Raw genomic sequence first — 16235 nt, 5'->3', positions numbered from 1 at the left:
TTTTTTAGCTTAGAAGAAATAGACTTTTGATCAATATCATCATATAGGACATAACATAATTAAAGTTTTTATTTAAATGATCAGTAGCACTATTTGCTTTAGTATCGTCAATGTTACCTTCAATAAAAAGCTTATGATTATTTACTTTAAGTTTAATGTGACTTTTATCATAGCCTGGTACTTCTAGGACTAGGATATATTGTTTGTCTTGAGGAATGAATTTACTTTTTATAGCACTTGAGTCATAGATAGATAATCTATCATCAAATATACTATTCCAGTAATAATCAAAGGCAGAGAAAGGACGATTAATAAAATCTAATGGATGACGTAAATAAATAGTATAATGATTATTATTTGATGTTTTTTTATCCTCAGCCGCAATTGCTGGATTGACCAATAAAATGACAGTAATGCAAGTTATTAAATATAATTTAATATTGTTGTATAACATAATTATCTTCTTTTACTTCAATTTGACTATATAAGGTTAATTTATAGAATCTATAGAATCGTAACATAATTATATATCTTTAGATATAGTTTTAGAATAGAAAAATTCAAGTAATTATTGCTGACGTTTATATCCTCCGAGGAATCTAATAAGGTGTAGAAATAGGTTAATAAAGTCTAGATATAAGTTAAAAGCAGCTACAATAGACATTTTTTGTGCTAAATGATTGTCAGTATTAGTGAAGTAGAAAGATTTAATTTTTGAGTATCCCAGACTATTAGTCCAATAAAGATGATTACTCCTAGAAAAGAAGAAGCAAAATATACAGCAGGACTTTGTAAGAAAAGATTAATAAGTGAAGTAAGCAGTAAACCGACAAGTCCCATTAAAAAGAAAGAACCCCAAGAAGTAAGATCCTTATTAGTGTTATATCCATATAAGCTCATCATACCAAAGACAGCAGCACAGATAAAGAAAGTTCTAGCAATAGATATGGTAGTATAGATAAGAAATAGGTAAGATAAAGACATGCCTACTAGAACTGCGTATATCCAGAATAAGATTTGTGCCGATTGAATAGATAATTTAGAGAAGCCAAAGAAGAAATATGAGCAATAGTTAAAGGGGCAAAAGCAACAATAGAGCCAAAAGTAGTATTAAACATTAAGTTTACAAGTGGTGTCCAAGAAATTGTGATAATAGCAGTACTACCAGTTAATAGCAGAGCTACAGCCATAAGGTTATAAACCTTTAACATAAATTGTCTCAGACCTTCATCATGAGTTTTAGAAGTAGTATGTGTAGTAGTAGTGTAATCAATCATAGGTAAAAATTGTTGAATATATGTTTATGATTCAAATTATAAATATAATAATAAGATTTTTTAGTTTCAAGGTTATTTATTACTCTTTTTATTAGAGCAATAATGTTTAGAGTTAAGGATTAGAAATATTTATCGAATAGGAATAGGAGCAAAGAGATGAAGATACTAAAGAGCAGGCAAGAGGTTAGAGGGCAGAAAAAAGAGAAGTTACCTTTTTGAAAGAAAAAGTCACCTGGTAGACGTCCAAGTTTAAGATAAGGGATGAGAGGATAGATAAGTCCAATGGTGGTTATGAGTAATCCAAGTATTATGAAGAATTTCTGCATATAAGAACCTGATAATTATAGTTAATAATTATTTTATAAGGAGTGATTGTCCTTTGATTTTCCATTTATCAATAATTTTAGGATTAAGTATTAATTGCTCTTTACAATCGAGTAGCATTCCGTAGAGAATATGGGCATTATTTGGGTGCAGATAATCAAGACCTGCTTTGACAAATAACCCCCAAGCATAATCTTTTTTCTGCTATCTGCTTTACGATCAAAGGTGGTAGCTTTTTGATATTGCATACGAGTATACCATAGTTTTTTTACAATAGATTTAATCAGTTTTGGTGTTGTCTGATTTTGGTTTACTGGTTAAATTCACTCTAATCTCAAGTGTTTGATACTAAACTAGTATACCGGCAATAATAATCAATAGTCAATGATAATAAAGCATCATACATATTTCTTTTACAGATATTGCGGGGTTCTTTTAAGGGGGGCAGCAAGCCCCCTTAATGCACTTTCGCGTTTTGTTGGCACAAAACGCTATGCGCTCAGTGTGTATAAAACTATAGATAAAGAAAGTGGAGAAGCTATTAGTATTACTTATGATTTTAGCAAAAAACAAGGAGTAGTATATAGTAAGATATTTGTATCTAAAGAATTTCAGGATATAGCATGGTTAAAAGATAGAGAGTTATTATGGAATGCAGCTGAAGCAAGAGAGAGAAGAGCTGATTCAAGGCCTGGTGCTGAGATAGAATTTGCATTGCCTAAAGAAGTAAATAAGGAAGATAATATTAGATTAGTTGAGGAATATGTTCAAAAATGGATAGTATCACGAGGCATAGTATGTGACGTTAATATTCACTATGACAATCCTGATAATCCACATGTGCATATACAGTATTTAACAAGAAGGTTAGGGCGTTTAGAGAATGGGGAAGTAGTAATTGGAAAGGTAAAAGATAGAGAGTTAGAAAGTCCAAGAGTCTTATATTTTCTAAGAGAAGAATGTGAGATAGCAACTAATAAGCTGTATGAGGAAGTAGGTTTACCATTTAGAGTCAGTAGTAAGTCATATAAAGCACTTGGTATAGATCAAGAGCCGACCAAGCATAGAGGAGTAACTAATCATATGCAAGGCACGGAGTTAGAAGAAAAAAACAAAGAAATAATAGCTGAGAATGCACAGAAGATATATGAGAATCCAGAGATAGTATTTGGTCGTATTTCATATACGAAGCCAGTGTTTACTAAAGAAGATATAGCTATAGCATTATCAGATGCTTTGATGGTGCATCTAGTATCGAAAGGTAGTGATATTGCTAAGGAACAAGAAGCTATTAGAGAGTTTGGTAAGAGACTCGTTCAGGAGTGCGGTAGTAGTGAAAATGCGTCACAAAATATAGAGAATAATTCAGTAGCAAATACGGCTAACGACCAAGCAGATAGTAGAGCTAACAACCCAGCTATCGAGCATCTGAACAAAGAATATGGAGAAGAGTTCTTAAGACTCTATAATCAGCTATTGGTATCTGACAAGATAGAGCTGATGGATCAAAAAGATTTGATGGGAAGAACGCTATACTCCTTAAAATCTAGAGTAAATTTAGAGCGTCGTTATATATCTGCTATAGAAGAGTTAAATGCTAAGGAAGAGCATAATCTTAATATTAACGCTGAGAGTTTAGAAAGAAATAGTCTCAAAGAACAAATAGGCGATTTGGTAAATGTAGTAGGAGCAAACCTACAAAATAAATTTAACGATAAAATAGGAGGTAGTTTAGGCTTAAAGCTTAATGTATTTGGCAGTAAGAACCACGTGTTCAGTAGTGAGCAGATTGACGCAATCTTGTCTGTCTGCAACGGCTCAGATATCAGCATACTTGAAGGTAATCCTGGAGCTGGTGAGACTTTTGTAATGAGAGAGATAGTACGGCAGTACAAGAAGGAAGGATTTAAGGTGGTAGGGGTTTATTCTGATTATCAAAAACGTCGTGAACAGACAAGATTAGCGGATATTGCAAGAGAAGCAGAAAGCAAGACATTAATATCACATACGGAGCAAATTAAGCATGAGATAGCATCTGAGGTGTTTGTAGCCTTAGAAAAAGATCAGAAATTTTTTGTAGCACTAAATGGCAACATCAAATATAGAACATTTAATTATGAATTCCAGGACTTAGCACAGCAAGCTCTTGAACACAAGGAACAAGAACTTTTACCTAAATTAAAAGATATAGCAGCAGTAGAGCAGCATGGAGTCTTCAGCACGCAAGACATATTAGTACAGCTTAAGAATAGTAAAAATCTAGAAGAGACATATAAGCATTTTGATAGAAGTTTAGAGAGTTATCAGTTAGAGACTCAGTATCAGATGATTCAGCAAGACAAAGCTCACGCTAAGACAATCGATGAAATGTTAACTGCAATTAGCCGTGAACATGAATTCTTTAAGTCTCTTGATGGGAATCTTAAATACGCAGAGCAATATGATAGTAGTTTATTATCTGCGATATCAAATGCTAAGACTATAGAGCAAGATAAGTTAATTAGTAATATGCATAATATGGTAGTATATGCCCAAAAACATGGTATATTAAAGGATTACGAGATACTAAATCAATTTAACTCTTCTGATAGTCATAATGTGCTTAAGAATTTAAGTAAAACATGTGAGAAGCATTATATGGATCATCACAATGAGAATATAAAGCAGCTATTAGATGATGAGCATGTGATGGTAGGCACTAAGAAATATTCATGCCCACTTAAATACATGAAGCATGAGATGCAGAATAATATCCCAGGCTTTGTAGATGAGAAGCATGTAGCATCAACCTTTGCTAAGGTCAAAGCAGAAGTTAAAGAACTCCGCTTAGAAAGGGAGCTAGAGCATACGATGATTATGAGGTTATAAGGATTTGCAAGTATGACTAATGAAGAGCATAATAATCAACAACAGCAAAAAGACTTAGAAAATAGCGGTGCTTCTGAGCGTCCAAGGCATGATGCACTCATTCGTAAGGCTCTAGAGAATCCAATAGTAGCTAAAGAGTTCTTTGAAATGCATCTTCCAAAAGAGATTCAGGCTATGTTCTTGCCTCATACTCTTAAAATGGAAAAAGAAAGCTTTGTTGAAGCAGACCTTAGACACTCTATATCCGATATTCTATTCTCAGCTAAGTTTAATGATGATACTGGATATTTTTGGATTCTTTTAGAGCATCAAAGTACTCCTGATCACTTCATGGCTTTTAGGCTATTTAAATATATGACTGATATTGCATCAAGGCATTTAACTCTTCATCCTAAATCTAAGTATCTGCCTTTCGTATATCCGTTAATATTTTACAACGGCAAAAAGAAATACAATGCTCCAAAGAATATTTGGGAACTATTTAAAAATAAACAGCTGGTGCAAGATATTTGGACTAAGGACCATCAGGTGATTAATATTCATGACATCCCTGATGAGGAATTAAAGAAAAAAGCTTGGTCAGGAATATTGCAATTCTTCATGAAGCATATTCATGAGAGAGATCTACTTAAAAGATGGTATGAGGTAGCTGACCTCTTACCTGAATTCGCTAAACTCAATATCGGTATTGATTACCTAGAACTGATATTAACCTATACATTGATTAAAATTAACAAATCTGATAAAATAGAACTAGAAAAAATATTAAAGTCTCGTCTTAATACCGAACAAGGAGAAAAACTTATGACTAGCTTAGCTCAGCATTGGAAAGAAGAAGGTGTACAACAAGGCATGCAGATTGGCGAAGCTCGAGGCATGCAGATTGGCGAAGCTCGAGGCATGCAGATTGGCGAAGCGAAAGGAAAATATGAAGTAGCTAAAAATATGCTTTCTGCTGGTTCTGATATTTCTTTTATCTCTAAAGTTACAGGACTTTCTATTTCTGAAATCAACCAGCTTCTCAAGTCCTAATTCTTAAGTCAAAGGGTTACAACCCCTTTGACTTAGAACCAGTCACGTAAAATATTGTAATTAGAAAAGATAGGTAGTATGTTAGCATCCAAAAGGGAGAAGATGCTAGGATACACAAGCGACATGAGCGATGAAGAGTGGGGATTAATAGAAGAAATAATCAATAAAAGAAAAGGGAAGCAAGGTCGTCCGCCCCCTAAGGATGCGCAAGGCTATTATGGAATGGGATATTTTATATAACCAAGAACGGCTGTTTTTGGAGAGATTTGCCTAAAGATTTTGGTCCATGGAAATGAGTATTTAATTACTTTAATAGGTTAAAACATAGAGGAGTAATTGAGGATTTGATGAATAGTGCAAGAAGTATAAGTAAGACTTCAATTAGGCAAAGAATCAAGTCCTAGTATAGGAATCATCGATAGTCAAAGCGAAGGACACGTTCTTTTAAAAAATGAAGAGAAAGGATATGATGGAGGGAAAAAGGTAACAGGGAGAAAACGTCATATAGTTGTAGATACTTTAGGTTATCCTATTAATATTGATGTACATAGTGCTACTCCTCATGATAGTAATTGTGCTAAGATATTATTATTTGGGTTAAAGGAGAAGTTCCCAAGACTTATCAAGATCTTAGCTGATCGCGGTTATCAGGGAAATTTGCAATAATGGTTTTATCGCCATACTAGAGGATGTTTGCTTAGTGTTATTAAACCTGATAATGGTACAAAAGGATTTCAGGTTCAGCTTGAAGGATTTGATGATAAAGTAATATCCTTATATGCTCGGGGAATAACCATTAGGGAAATATAGCTAGACCATAGTAAATAGGTACAGTTAAATAAACTTTAGTACGTGTTCTACAGCCATACTGATATCTTTGAATTGCCCCGTAACTTTTCTTATTTCGTTCTTAATCTTAAACCAATAATGTTCTATAGGATTTAAGTCTGGGCTATATGTAGGTAAGAATAAAATTCTGCACCCAACCGACTCGATTAATTTGTAAAACTCTACACGGGCTGTTGAAAAAATCAACAAGGTTGCAAATACTTTAATATTTTTTTATCTTTAATAGCAGTAGATAAAAAAACCAAAAAATAATTTTAAGTATCCGTTTAAAATTTTGTACTATCGCAATCATCAGTATTTGAATCTGTGTTTTCTGTACACTTCTAAATTTTGCTCCTCGTAAACCATGATTCTCCTTAGCTTCACCAAATAGACCTTCTATTTTCCACTTTCTCTCAATTAGTTTTTTCTTAAAATCAATTCTATTCTGTCTGACCTTTACCTCATCTATTTCATCCTGATAAGGATTACGATAAATAAATCGTCCTCTATTACTATAATTATCAGAAATACAACCTGATTTTAGAGAGCAATTTTTACAATGCCCTCCTGTAATACGATAACGTTTTATTTGTTTTTTATCTAATTTATCATACGGATAAAGATAATGTCCCTGTGGACACTTATATCTATCCTGTTCTCTATCATATTGAAATTCCCCCCTACTTATTTTTCCTTCACCAAGATTATCTACATGTAAAGGTATATAAGTTGTAATTCCAAGTAATTTAAAATATCCATAGGTTGGACCTCTACCATAACCTTTGTCTGCTATCCATTCTTTTACTCTAAAAGAAAAATTATTTAATATATTCCAAACTCTACTTGGAAGTACAATACACTCATGTTGTGATCCTGTACTTACATAACAATCTATTATAATACGTGAATCTGAATCAATTGAGTAGTGGGTCTTATAACATAGCTTTTTATAACCATTAGTTCTTGATACAAGACTACAATCAGGATCTGTCCTACTGACATGAGTTTGATTAGATATTTTCCTTACTTTTTTCCCTTCTCGGAAATCATGATAACGACGTTCATATTTTTTTAATTCTCTCTTTTGTGAATCACCTTGATCTTTTCTTAATATTAGGCTATTCATAGAGGCATTAGATTCAACTAAAGAGGCATCTGAAATAATTGTTTCTCCTTTTATAATATCTAGTTCATACCATTGCTTAATCAAGCTTATAAATATTTCTTGAAATAGTTCTACCCCAAATCTATCTCTTATCCTACTTAATGATGAATGATCCGGTACTTTATCCTCTAAACTTAAACCACAAAACCACCTATATGCTATATTTAACTGAATTTCTTTACATAATCGTCTATTTGACTTTATACCATATAAGTAACTTATTATTTGCATCCTAAAAAATAATACAGGATCAATTGATGGACGTCCGTAATTAGCACAATAACGATTCTTAGTTATTTCATAGATAAAAGAAAACTCTAATTCTTTAGCTTCATGAATCCTCACTAATAAATGATCATTAGGTATCATGTGCCTTAAGCTAAGGCTATTACATCTCACACTTTGATCAAGCTTATAACCCTGCATCTTTACACCTTCATTTAAGCATAAAAATACAGCTTATTCCTTAGATTAACTCTTTTCTACTTCTTTTTATAACTTTTTCAACAGCCCGAAGATTTAATCTTACAGACAACGACACATCTGCTCTAGATTATCATAGAGAGTAGTCCTTTTAACATTGAATGTCCGGCATATTGCAGCTTTGCTTGTGCCGGATTTCAGTGCCTCACTAATTGCTTGCATTTTTTCAGGTGAGATAACTCGGGGTCTTCCTCCTGTTTTTCCCCGTTGCTTAGCAGATTTTAAACCTGCCATAATTCTTTCTTTTGTAAGTGCTCGTTCATATTGAGCAAGAGCTCCAAAAACACTGAATAAAAACTCACCGTGAGGGGTTGTTGTGTCCATTTGTTCGGTTATGGATTTAAAGCCAATATTTTTCTGTTTAAAGCCATCAATAAGCGTAATAAGATGAGACAATGATCGCCCGAGTCTATCTAACTTCCATACAATGAGACAATCGCCATCTTGTAAATAATCAAGAGCTTCTTGTAATCCTTTTCTATTATCTTTTGCTCCGCTTACCTTATCTTGAAAAATATGTCTTGGATCGACGCCTTCTTTAATAAGTGCATCATATTGAAGATCGAACACTTGGTGTTCATTTTCACTAGAAACTCTCATATATCCAACTAGCATGTACGGAAAACCCCTTTTAGTTAATTATCGCACAGCAAAGCAATACGACATTGTTTGTCGTATATAAATAGCTAATTTTTTGGTATTTGTAAATAGATGATAGTTAATATGTCGTAAAACACATGTTTTTAGTCATACTGCACATGCAATCCAATTATGCACAAATATATTTTCTTTGTTCATTACAATAGCTTTTGACCAAAAACAATATTTAAGATAGAGTAAAATCAAATCCACTAACTTCTCAAATTTTCAAAAAATGAAATCACAGTATCAGAACTTCCAGAAACACCTAAACGGAAACTACAGTAATCAAGAATCTATTTTAAATGCAAACGCAAGCAGTGCTATAACAGACGAGGCACTAAATCAAGACAATAGGATTTGTTACAAAAAAAGAAGGGAAGAATTAAATAGAAGAGTTAAAAGTTTACTTGAGCAAAAGAAGCAAGTATCGCAGGCTAGAAACTAGAACAAAAAATTAAGTAAAGATATAGATGGAAAGTAGTAGAATCTACTACTTTCCAAAAAGAATAGTTAGGATTTAGATTTAAGAAGGTTGTTGAGTTCAGAGATAGAAAGCCCAGTAACTTTAGATATAAAAGAGATATCAGAACCAGCATTATACATATTTTTGGCTACTTCATATTTCCCCTCATTTCTACCAATCTGTAAGCCTTTAGCTTCCCCAATCTGCATGCCTTCATTTCTACCAATCTGCATGCCTTGGACCATACCTTTTTGTACGCCCTCATCAATATATTTATCAGCAATAGTTCTCATAAGTCCCTCTTGATCTTCTTTTTTTAAGTGCTTGGTATGATCCTAGCTAGCTCTACTTGTTTATCTTCAGACACCTTAGCATCACTATACCACAATAACCATTTAATGTAAATGTAGCCATTTTCCTTATCTATTTCAATACTGCTTTCAAACTTCTCAAATAGACTTTGCCAGAGATTTAAGATATCACGAGCTTTGATATGTTTAAGCATATACTCCATCATACCAAGATGCTGCTTTTTCTCTATCTCATCATCACTTTGTTTTTGTAAGTCTACAAGTAAATACTCATCACCCATCAAATCTTTAGCAGTCTTGCTATCTTCAAATAATTCCCAAAAGCTTCTCGGAGCAGTATACGGCTGATCATTTGCATATACTACTATAGGACATATTAGAGGAAGCTTATTATCTTTTCCCTGTTTGATATGGCTTTGTTCGGAAGGGTATCTGTTGGTCTTTTTTAGACGTAATTATCCTATTTTGACTGTGACACATTTACCGAATGAATTCCATAAATTTATAATATTGGTAATAACAATTGCTTCATGTTTTTGTGATGATATTTATTCTTGATACGCACAGCAAGTTTATTGCAAAACTGTTTGACCTCTAATGGTATCTGTGAAAATAAATCACATAGATGATCAAAACTTGGTACTGGAATCTCAAGACCCTTGCCCCGCCATAGATCCTCAAAGTAACCTGTTATTTGACGCTGCCCGAAACCAAATAAACGATATAATGTATAAATTAGTTGTATATATGGTACTTGGTATGTCGTTGTCCTCCCAGATTCTCCCTCTACGTAAGGTTGGGTATTAATAAACAAAGACTCTAAATCACCTTCAGGAAAATACAGGCTGACCATCCCTCTTTTTCTTAAACTATCGTTATATTGTGACCAATTGGTTATTTTATATCTCGGCTTATCTATTTTTCTTGGCAAACCTGTTTTTGTTCTTTCTTTGTATGGCATTTTTAATTTATAACTTATCTATTCCAGAATATTATATGGTATTCTCTACATACTACCATTCCTTTTTTATTACCCTTCCGAACAAAGCCGTTTAGATTGGGATTACGAAAAAACAAGAGTGCATGTTTATGGATTGATTGAAGGGATGAAGATATCCTCTATTTACGGTCCTCGTAACATTGAAGCTTTTCAATGGGATCGAAGTGTATTAGAATATGGGTTACCTCATGATATCACATTTCAATTAATACAAGATAATTCTTTGATGAAAAATTTTGTATCTTTTACTCATATCAAATCAATAAATAGTAACGATTATAGCAAAATTCAAGATGTATTAAGTGCAATTAAAAAACAATTAGATGATTTGTCTAATCAAGGGCGAATGCATATAGTAGAATCATATCAGTTTGACTTGGAAGATTTAAAACAAGGTAGATTAACGCAAGCGCCATATCTGATTTAGAACGATCATTAATCAGTTATGTAATATTAAACTTTTTTAATCTGACTATGAGATTTTAAGGATTTGCAAGCATGACTAACAAAGAGCTTAATCAGAGGCAACAGCAAACTGATGTAAGTACAGACAGCGATGCTAGCAACACTTCAGAGCGTCCAAGACATGATGAACTATTTAAAAAGGTCATGAGTGAGCCTGTAGCTGCTCGTGAGTTTTTAGAGCATTATTTGCCAGCGTCGTTTAAGGACAAGATTAATCTAAATAGTGTTAAAATAGAGAAAGAAAGTTTTGTTACTGAGGATTTACGCAAAAGACTTAGTGATGTCGTGTACTCTGTTTCTGTAAAAAAGAATAATATTAAAGATAGTACTACTGAAAGTGCTAATAATGACAAAGCTTACGTTTACGTTCTGATCGAGCATCAGTCTAGTAGTGATTACTGGATTGCTTTTAGACTTTGGCAATATATGCTTTTATTATGCGAAAGGCATAAGGACGCCAATAAAAATAAAAGTAATAGCACAGAAGAAAAAGATAACAAGCTTCCTCTAATATGTCCTATAGTGGTATATGCAAATGATAAGCCTTATAATGCTCCAAGGAGCTTTTGGGAGTTATTTGAAGATAGCAAAACTGCTAAGGAAATAATGGGTGACGAGTATTTACTTGTTGATTTGCAAAAACAAAGTGATAATGAGATAGAGCAAAAGAAGCATCTTGGTATGATGGAGTATATGCTTAAACATATCAAAGCTCGTGATATCTTAAATCTATGGCAAAGTCTACTTGAGAAGTTTGAAAGTAGTATTGAAGTAGATAAGGAAAATGGCTACATTTACATTAAGTGGTTATGTGATGCTAAGGTATCTGAAGATAAACAAGTAGAACTAGCTAAAATCATAGCTAAGCACTTAAAAAAGGAAGATCAAGAGGGAGAACTATTGCTGATAAATATATTGATGAGGGAATGCAAAAAGGTATGGTCCAAGGCATGCAGATTGGGGAGGCTCGAGGCATGCAGATTGGGGAAGCTAAAGGTTTACAGATTGGTAGAAACGAAGGAAAGTATGAAGTAGCTAAAAATATGCTTGCCAATAATTTGTAAAACTCTACACGGGCTGTTGAAAAAGTTATAAAAAGAAGTAGAAAAGAGTTAATCTAAGGAATAAGCTGTATTTTTATGCTTAAATGAAGGTGTAAAGATGCAGGGTTATAAGCTTGATCAAAGTGTGAGATGTAATAGCCTTAGCTTAAGGCACATGATACCTAATGATCATTTATTAGTGAGGATTCATGAAGCTAAAGAATTAGAGTTTTCTTTTATCTATGAAATAACTAAGAATCGTTATTGTGCTAATTACGGACGTCCATCAATTGATCCTGTATTATTTTTTAGGATGCAAATAATAAGTTACTTATATGGTATAAAGTCAAATAGACGATTATGTAAAGAAATTCAGTTAAATATAGCATATAGGTGGTTTTGTGGTTTAAGTTTAGAGGATAAAGTACCGGATCATTCATCATTAAGTAGGATAAGAGATAGATTTGGGGTAGAACTATTTCAAGAAATATTTATAAGCTTGATTAAGCAATGGTATGAACTAGATATTATAAAAGGAGAAACAATTATTTCAGATGCCTCTTTAGTTGAATCTAATGCCTCTATGAATAGCCTAATATTAAGAAAAGATCAAGGTGATTCACAAAAGAGAGAATTAAAAAAATATGAACGTCGTTATCATGATTTCCGAGAAGGGAAAAAAGTAAGGAAAATATCTAATCAAACTCATGTCAGTAGGACAGATCCTGATTGTAGTCTTGTATCAAGAACTAATGGTTATAAAAAGCTATGTTATAAGACCCACTACTCAATTGATTCAGATTCACGTATTATAATAGATTGTTATGTAAGTACAGGATCACAACATGAGTGTATTGTACTTCCAAGTAGAGTTTGGAATATATTAAATAATTTTTCTTTTAGAGTAAAAGAATGGATAGCAGACAAAGGTTATGGTAGAGGTCCAACCTATGGATATTTTAAATTACTTGGAATTACAACTTATATACCTTTACATGTAGATAATCTTGGTGAAGGAAAAATAAGTAGGGGGGAATTTCAATATGATAGAGAACAGGATAGATATAAGTGTCCACAGGGACATTATCTTTATCCGTATGATAAATTAGATAAAAAACAAATAAAACGTTATCGTATTACAGGAGGGCATTGTAAAAATTGCTCTCTAAAATCAGGTTGTATTTCTGATAATTATAGTAATAGAGGACGATTTATTTATCGTAATCCTTATCAGGATGAAATAGATGAGGTAAAGGTCAGACAGAATAGAATTGATTTTAAGAAAAAACTAATTGAGAGAAAGTGGAAAATAGAAGGTCTATTTGGTGAAGCTAAGGAGAATCATGGTTTACGAGGAGCAAAATTTAGAAGTGTACAGAAAACACAGATTCAAATACTGATGATTGCGATAGTACAAAATTTTAAACGGATACTTAAAATTATTTTTTGGTTTTTTTATCTACTGCTATTAAAGATAAAAAAATATTAAAGTATTTGCAACCTTGTTGATTTTTTCAACAGCCCGTATTAATTCCCGTACAACCATCTCCTTGGGATATTTGGGCAACACAGGATCTAGTTGATATAATAAAAGCAAGACAAGAAGTAACTAATGGTATACCTAAAGCTGCTTTTATCATTAGCAGATCAATTAAGAATACAAAATTAAGTAAAGAAGTAATAAATGCATTACAACAATATAATTTACCTATTTTAAATTCTTATACTACACAAAAAGTAATATATCCTAGTACAGCAAGTGATGGATTAACTGTATTCTCAAATCATCCGAACAGTGCGTCAGCAGAAATTAATAACATTATCAATGAGTTAATAGAGTTATTAAATGGTATTAAAAATTAAGATTGGTAATAGGTTAAATACTAATAAAGAAAAAGCAATCAAAGATGTAACTTCTGACAAGATTGTAAGACTCAATGTCAACTTACCTAATACACTACTAAAACAATTTAAACTGAAGACAGTTCAAAATAATATTACTATGTCTGAGTTAATACTCATATGGATAAATGAGTATATAAGTAAATAGACATATACTCATTTATTTTGTTCTACCAATGAGTTGATCCATAGAAATATTAAAATAATCAGATATTGCAATAATTATAGCTGTATTTAAAGTCCTAGTAGGACTAGTATCATTTATAAATTTAACAATAGTCTCATGATCAAATCCAATATTCTCAGAAAATTTATAAGGATTTATATTATCATTACTGAGTTTTTTTTGGATAAAATCTTTGAGGTAAATATTCCAACTATCTAATACCACGTCAATTGTCCTATATTCATTTTGTGATATATAATTTTTTCTACCAATGATTTCATCAATAGAACAATTAAAATAATTAGCTATTTTTATAATCGTTACAATACTAGGGTTAGTACGATTGTGAAAAATCTGACAAATAGTATGATATGAAATTCCGACTAATCCGGCAAATTCTTTTCTATTAATTTTGAATTGATGCAACTTTTCTGTAAGAAAAATTTTTATATTATTTGCTACGTCCATATTTTATTCGGATGCCTTCATTACAAGTTTTTTAATAAAAAATATTATCGAAATCGATAATATTTTACTTGACACTAAGAATTATATTCTTTAGATTTGAATATGAACATAGATTCATATTATTTAAATTAAAACCAGTAAATACTAAAAAGTATCGCAAAATAGTTTGAGTATTTACCGGTTTATTTTTCTTACCAAACCTAAACGATGAGGTTATAGTACAATGACATTAACACATATTTATAATATCCGCAACAAAGTAGTATCGTCTGTACAAAGCAATACTGCTAAGAATTGCACTAATTTTTCTAGTCACAAATCGTTCAAATCAAGGATCAAACAAATGGTTACTGTATCATTGATAAAAATATCAATGATTACAGGAGAGGTATTTGCAGGAGACAAGAGACCGAAAAGCAAAGCCTCATCAGGTAGGAAGAAAGAAGCTGCATTTGAAACAATTAGCTTAAGTAATGCTCTACCTGATGGAGTGCCACAGTTTCCATTACCTGATCTAATACCATCAAATCCGCCAGTACCATCAGCCCCATTCTTAATGCCACCTGTTGCTCCAGCAATACCGGATTTACTTGGGAGTGCTAGCAGTAGCGCTCTAAAACAAAAGACAGGATTTATACAAATAATAAGGTAAAGAGAGATTGAACAATGTTATACAAAATAATACTAGCCTTACTAATGAGTTTAGAGTTGGTAGTTGTATTGATATCCCTAAAATATTTACACCGGAGCAATGTGATTAGTAAAGAATTTGCAGAAATATTTAGCAGTAGCAGAGAAGAGGTAAAGAAATTATTTCAGGAGATTAGGGAATTATCGGAGATAAGTAGTAAGAAAGAGAATTATATCTTGCATATGAAGTTTCATGCAGAGGAGACACAAATGTATGTAAGATTAATATATAAAGAGCTACAAAAGGAGGATAATAAGTGTTTATTAAAGAAATTATTAGATGTGCAACAATTCAAAACAGAACTATCAAAATAAGTGAGATAAGTTAACAAGTAATAAAATTATAAGAATGAGAAGTTTGATTTAAGTAGGAGGCAAGGCATGAAGAGTCAAAAAAGCAATATTAACCCAAGAATAGTTGATGGGATTAGTAAGGGAATTCAAAGCTTATTGCAAGAACACGCACAATGTCGGGAGCAAAATATGGGACTTGTTATATGCAGCAAGTTAATAAATTTAATGCCGGATAATGGTTATGTTTATTACTATCGAGGATATTTATTAGATGATCTTGGGAAATATAAGGAGGCATTAGAATCATTTAATAAAGCAATTGCAATAGATGCAACGAATGCAGATTTTTATAGTGGACGAGGTGATATTTTATCTACCATGAGAAGGCTTGAGGAAGCTGTGATGTCGTATGATATATCGATAGCACTTAATGCGAGTAATGCTAAGGTTTTGCACTATCGTGGTTTAGCTTTGTATGATCTTGGAAGATATAAGGAAGCATTAAAAGATTTTGTACAAGCAATTAAGTTAGAACCTAGTGAGGAAGTATATTATGTTAATCGAGATTTAGCTATTCAAACGATAATGCAAATTGCCTGTTAGAAGTTCTGTATTATGGTTTTTTAGGAATTTTAGAGGTAACTTGGTCAATATCTGCAACATTAGATTTGGGGTATGATTTGAGTAGATCAGAAACTTGTTCAGGTGATTTTATATTTTGCAGGGTATTTTGTGTGGAATCAGCTATAATTTTGTACTATAGCAAGTATCAAATTAGGGTTTTCTGGATATTCTACCAATCATTTCATCA

17 protein-coding genes and 4 pseudogenes are annotated in these 16235 nt (G+C 32.3%); 11 read left to right on the top strand and 10 right to left on the bottom strand.

All coding sequences use genetic code 11. From position 1 onward, the window contains the following. Window positions 1–4 precede the first annotated feature (4 nt). The 4 genes and pseudogenes from REIP_RS08035 to REIP_RS12950 form a co-directional block, all read right to left on the bottom strand. A complete protein-coding gene (locus REIP_RS08035; RefSeq protein WP_231569355.1) occupies window positions 5–454 on the bottom strand; it encodes an Hsp20/alpha crystallin family protein in 450 nt (149 codons plus the stop codon). A 114-nt stretch (window positions 455–568) separates the two neighbouring features. Continuing rightward, window positions 569–1277 (bottom strand): annotated as a pseudogene (locus REIP_RS08030) (Bax inhibitor-1/YccA family protein). Between the two features lie 119 nt (window positions 1278–1396). After that, window positions 1397–1603 carry a DUF2905 domain-containing protein gene (locus REIP_RS10290; RefSeq protein ID WP_082068328.1) on the bottom strand — a complete coding sequence of 69 codons (207 nt, stop codon included), beginning with the start codon at window positions 1601–1603 and terminating at the stop codon, window positions 1397–1399. Window positions 1604–1631: 28 nt separating this feature from the next. Then, the gene (locus REIP_RS12950) at window positions 1632–1733 is read right to left on the bottom strand and encodes a conjugal transfer protein (RefSeq protein ID WP_231569356.1); all 102 of its coding nucleotides are present in this window, start codon (window positions 1731–1733) and stop codon (window positions 1632–1634) included. Window positions 1734–2105: 372 nt separating this feature from the next. Here REIP_RS12950 and REIP_RS12945 point away from each other — a divergent pair, with 372 nt between their 5' ends. From REIP_RS12945 to REIP_RS13805, 5 genes are all read left to right on the top strand, one after another. Beyond that, on the top strand, window positions 2106–4469 hold the full coding sequence (locus REIP_RS12945) for a MobA/MobL family protein (protein WP_082068327.1): 2364 nt from the start codon (window positions 2106–2108) through the stop codon (window positions 4467–4469). 12 nt (window positions 4470–4481) lie between these two features. After that, complete coding sequence (locus tag REIP_RS08015; protein WP_045804411.1) at window positions 4482–5501, top strand: Rpn family recombination-promoting nuclease/putative transposase; 1020 nt, start codon at window positions 4482–4484, stop codon at window positions 5499–5501. A gap of 102 nt (window positions 5502–5603) precedes the next feature. Next, window positions 5604–5741: a hypothetical protein gene (locus REIP_RS11350; RefSeq protein ID WP_156147504.1), complete on the top strand. Its 138-nt coding sequence runs from the start codon at window positions 5604–5606 to the stop codon at window positions 5739–5741. Further along, window positions 5729–5797: a transposase gene (locus tag REIP_RS13810; protein WP_082068332.1), complete on the top strand. Its 69-nt coding sequence runs from the start codon at window positions 5729–5731 to the stop codon at window positions 5795–5797. Before REIP_RS11350 ends, REIP_RS13810 begins: the two co-directional genes overlap by 13 nt. Window positions 5798–5906: 109 nt before the next feature. Further along, window positions 5907–6167, top strand: coding sequence for a transposase (locus tag REIP_RS13805; protein ID WP_082068331.1), 261 nt, complete (start codon window positions 5907–5909; stop codon window positions 6165–6167). A 168-nt stretch (window positions 6168–6335) separates the two neighbouring features. Here the strand turns inward: REIP_RS13805 and REIP_RS10265 are convergent. From REIP_RS10265 to REIP_RS07985, 5 genes and pseudogenes are all read right to left on the bottom strand, one after another. Continuing rightward, window positions 6336–6500 (bottom strand): annotated as a pseudogene (locus REIP_RS10265) (transposase); the annotation flags it as partial. A gap of 52 nt (window positions 6501–6552) precedes the next feature. Then, window positions 6553–7866 (bottom strand): transposase, encoded by a 1314-nt coding sequence (locus REIP_RS08010; protein WP_172686766.1) that lies wholly within the window; start codon window positions 7864–7866, stop codon window positions 6553–6555. Between the two features lie 156 nt (window positions 7867–8022). Then, entirely contained in the window at window positions 8023–8595 is a 573-nt protein-coding gene (locus tag REIP_RS08005) for a recombinase family protein (RefSeq protein ID WP_082068326.1), read from the bottom strand. A gap of 537 nt (window positions 8596–9132) precedes the next feature. Beyond that, window positions 9133–9803: pseudogene (locus REIP_RS10260) on the bottom strand (Rpn family recombination-promoting nuclease/putative transposase); the annotation flags it as partial. A gap of 95 nt (window positions 9804–9898) precedes the next feature. Beyond that, window positions 9899–10357: a transposase gene (locus REIP_RS07985; RefSeq protein WP_082068335.1), complete on the bottom strand. Its 459-nt coding sequence runs from the start codon at window positions 10355–10357 to the stop codon at window positions 9899–9901. A gap of 118 nt (window positions 10358–10475) precedes the next feature. Here REIP_RS07985 and REIP_RS07980 point away from each other — a divergent pair, with 118 nt between their 5' ends. The 3 genes and pseudogenes from REIP_RS07980 (at window position 10476) to REIP_RS07970 (ending at window position 13393) form a co-directional block, all read left to right on the top strand. After that, entirely contained in the window at window positions 10476–10823 is a 348-nt protein-coding gene (locus REIP_RS07980; protein ID WP_156147503.1) for a hypothetical protein, read from the top strand. Between the two features lie 71 nt (window positions 10824–10894). Continuing rightward, window positions 10895–11925 (top strand): annotated as a pseudogene (locus tag REIP_RS07975) (Rpn family recombination-promoting nuclease/putative transposase). A gap of 154 nt (window positions 11926–12079) precedes the next feature. Next, on the top strand, window positions 12080–13393 hold the full coding sequence (locus REIP_RS07970; protein ID WP_172686766.1) for a transposase: 1314 nt from the start codon (window positions 12080–12082) through the stop codon (window positions 13391–13393). Window positions 13394–13966: 573 nt separating this feature from the next. Here the strand turns inward: REIP_RS07970 and REIP_RS12940 are convergent. Continuing rightward, window positions 13967–14440, bottom strand: a complete 474-nt coding sequence (locus REIP_RS12940; RefSeq protein ID WP_082068334.1) for a helix-turn-helix transcriptional regulator — start codon at window positions 14438–14440, stop codon at window positions 13967–13969. Window positions 14441–14663: 223 nt separating this feature from the next. Between REIP_RS12940 and REIP_RS11335 the strand changes: the two genes are divergently transcribed. From REIP_RS11335 to REIP_RS07945, 3 genes are all read left to right on the top strand, one after another. Beyond that, window positions 14664–15092 carry a hypothetical protein gene (locus REIP_RS11335; RefSeq protein ID WP_156147507.1) on the top strand — a complete coding sequence of 143 codons (429 nt, stop codon included), beginning with the start codon at window positions 14664–14666 and terminating at the stop codon, window positions 15090–15092. A gap of 101 nt (window positions 15093–15193) precedes the next feature. Next, the gene (locus REIP_RS07950) at window positions 15194–15445 is read left to right on the top strand and encodes a hypothetical protein (RefSeq protein WP_156147506.1); all 252 of its coding nucleotides are present in this window, start codon (window positions 15194–15196) and stop codon (window positions 15443–15445) included. 66 nt (window positions 15446–15511) lie between these two features. Continuing rightward, window positions 15512–16027 (top strand): tetratricopeptide repeat protein, encoded by a 516-nt coding sequence (locus tag REIP_RS07945; RefSeq protein ID WP_052691128.1) that lies wholly within the window; start codon window positions 15512–15514, stop codon window positions 16025–16027. Window positions 16028–16235: the final 208 nt, after the last annotated feature.

Origin of the sequence: Rickettsia endosymbiont of Ixodes pacificus, assembly GCF_000965155.1 — a bacterium.
GTDB lineage: Bacteria > Pseudomonadota > Alphaproteobacteria > Rickettsiales > Rickettsiaceae > Rickettsia > Rickettsia tamurae.
This window is presented reverse-complemented; position numbering and strand designations above follow the sequence as displayed.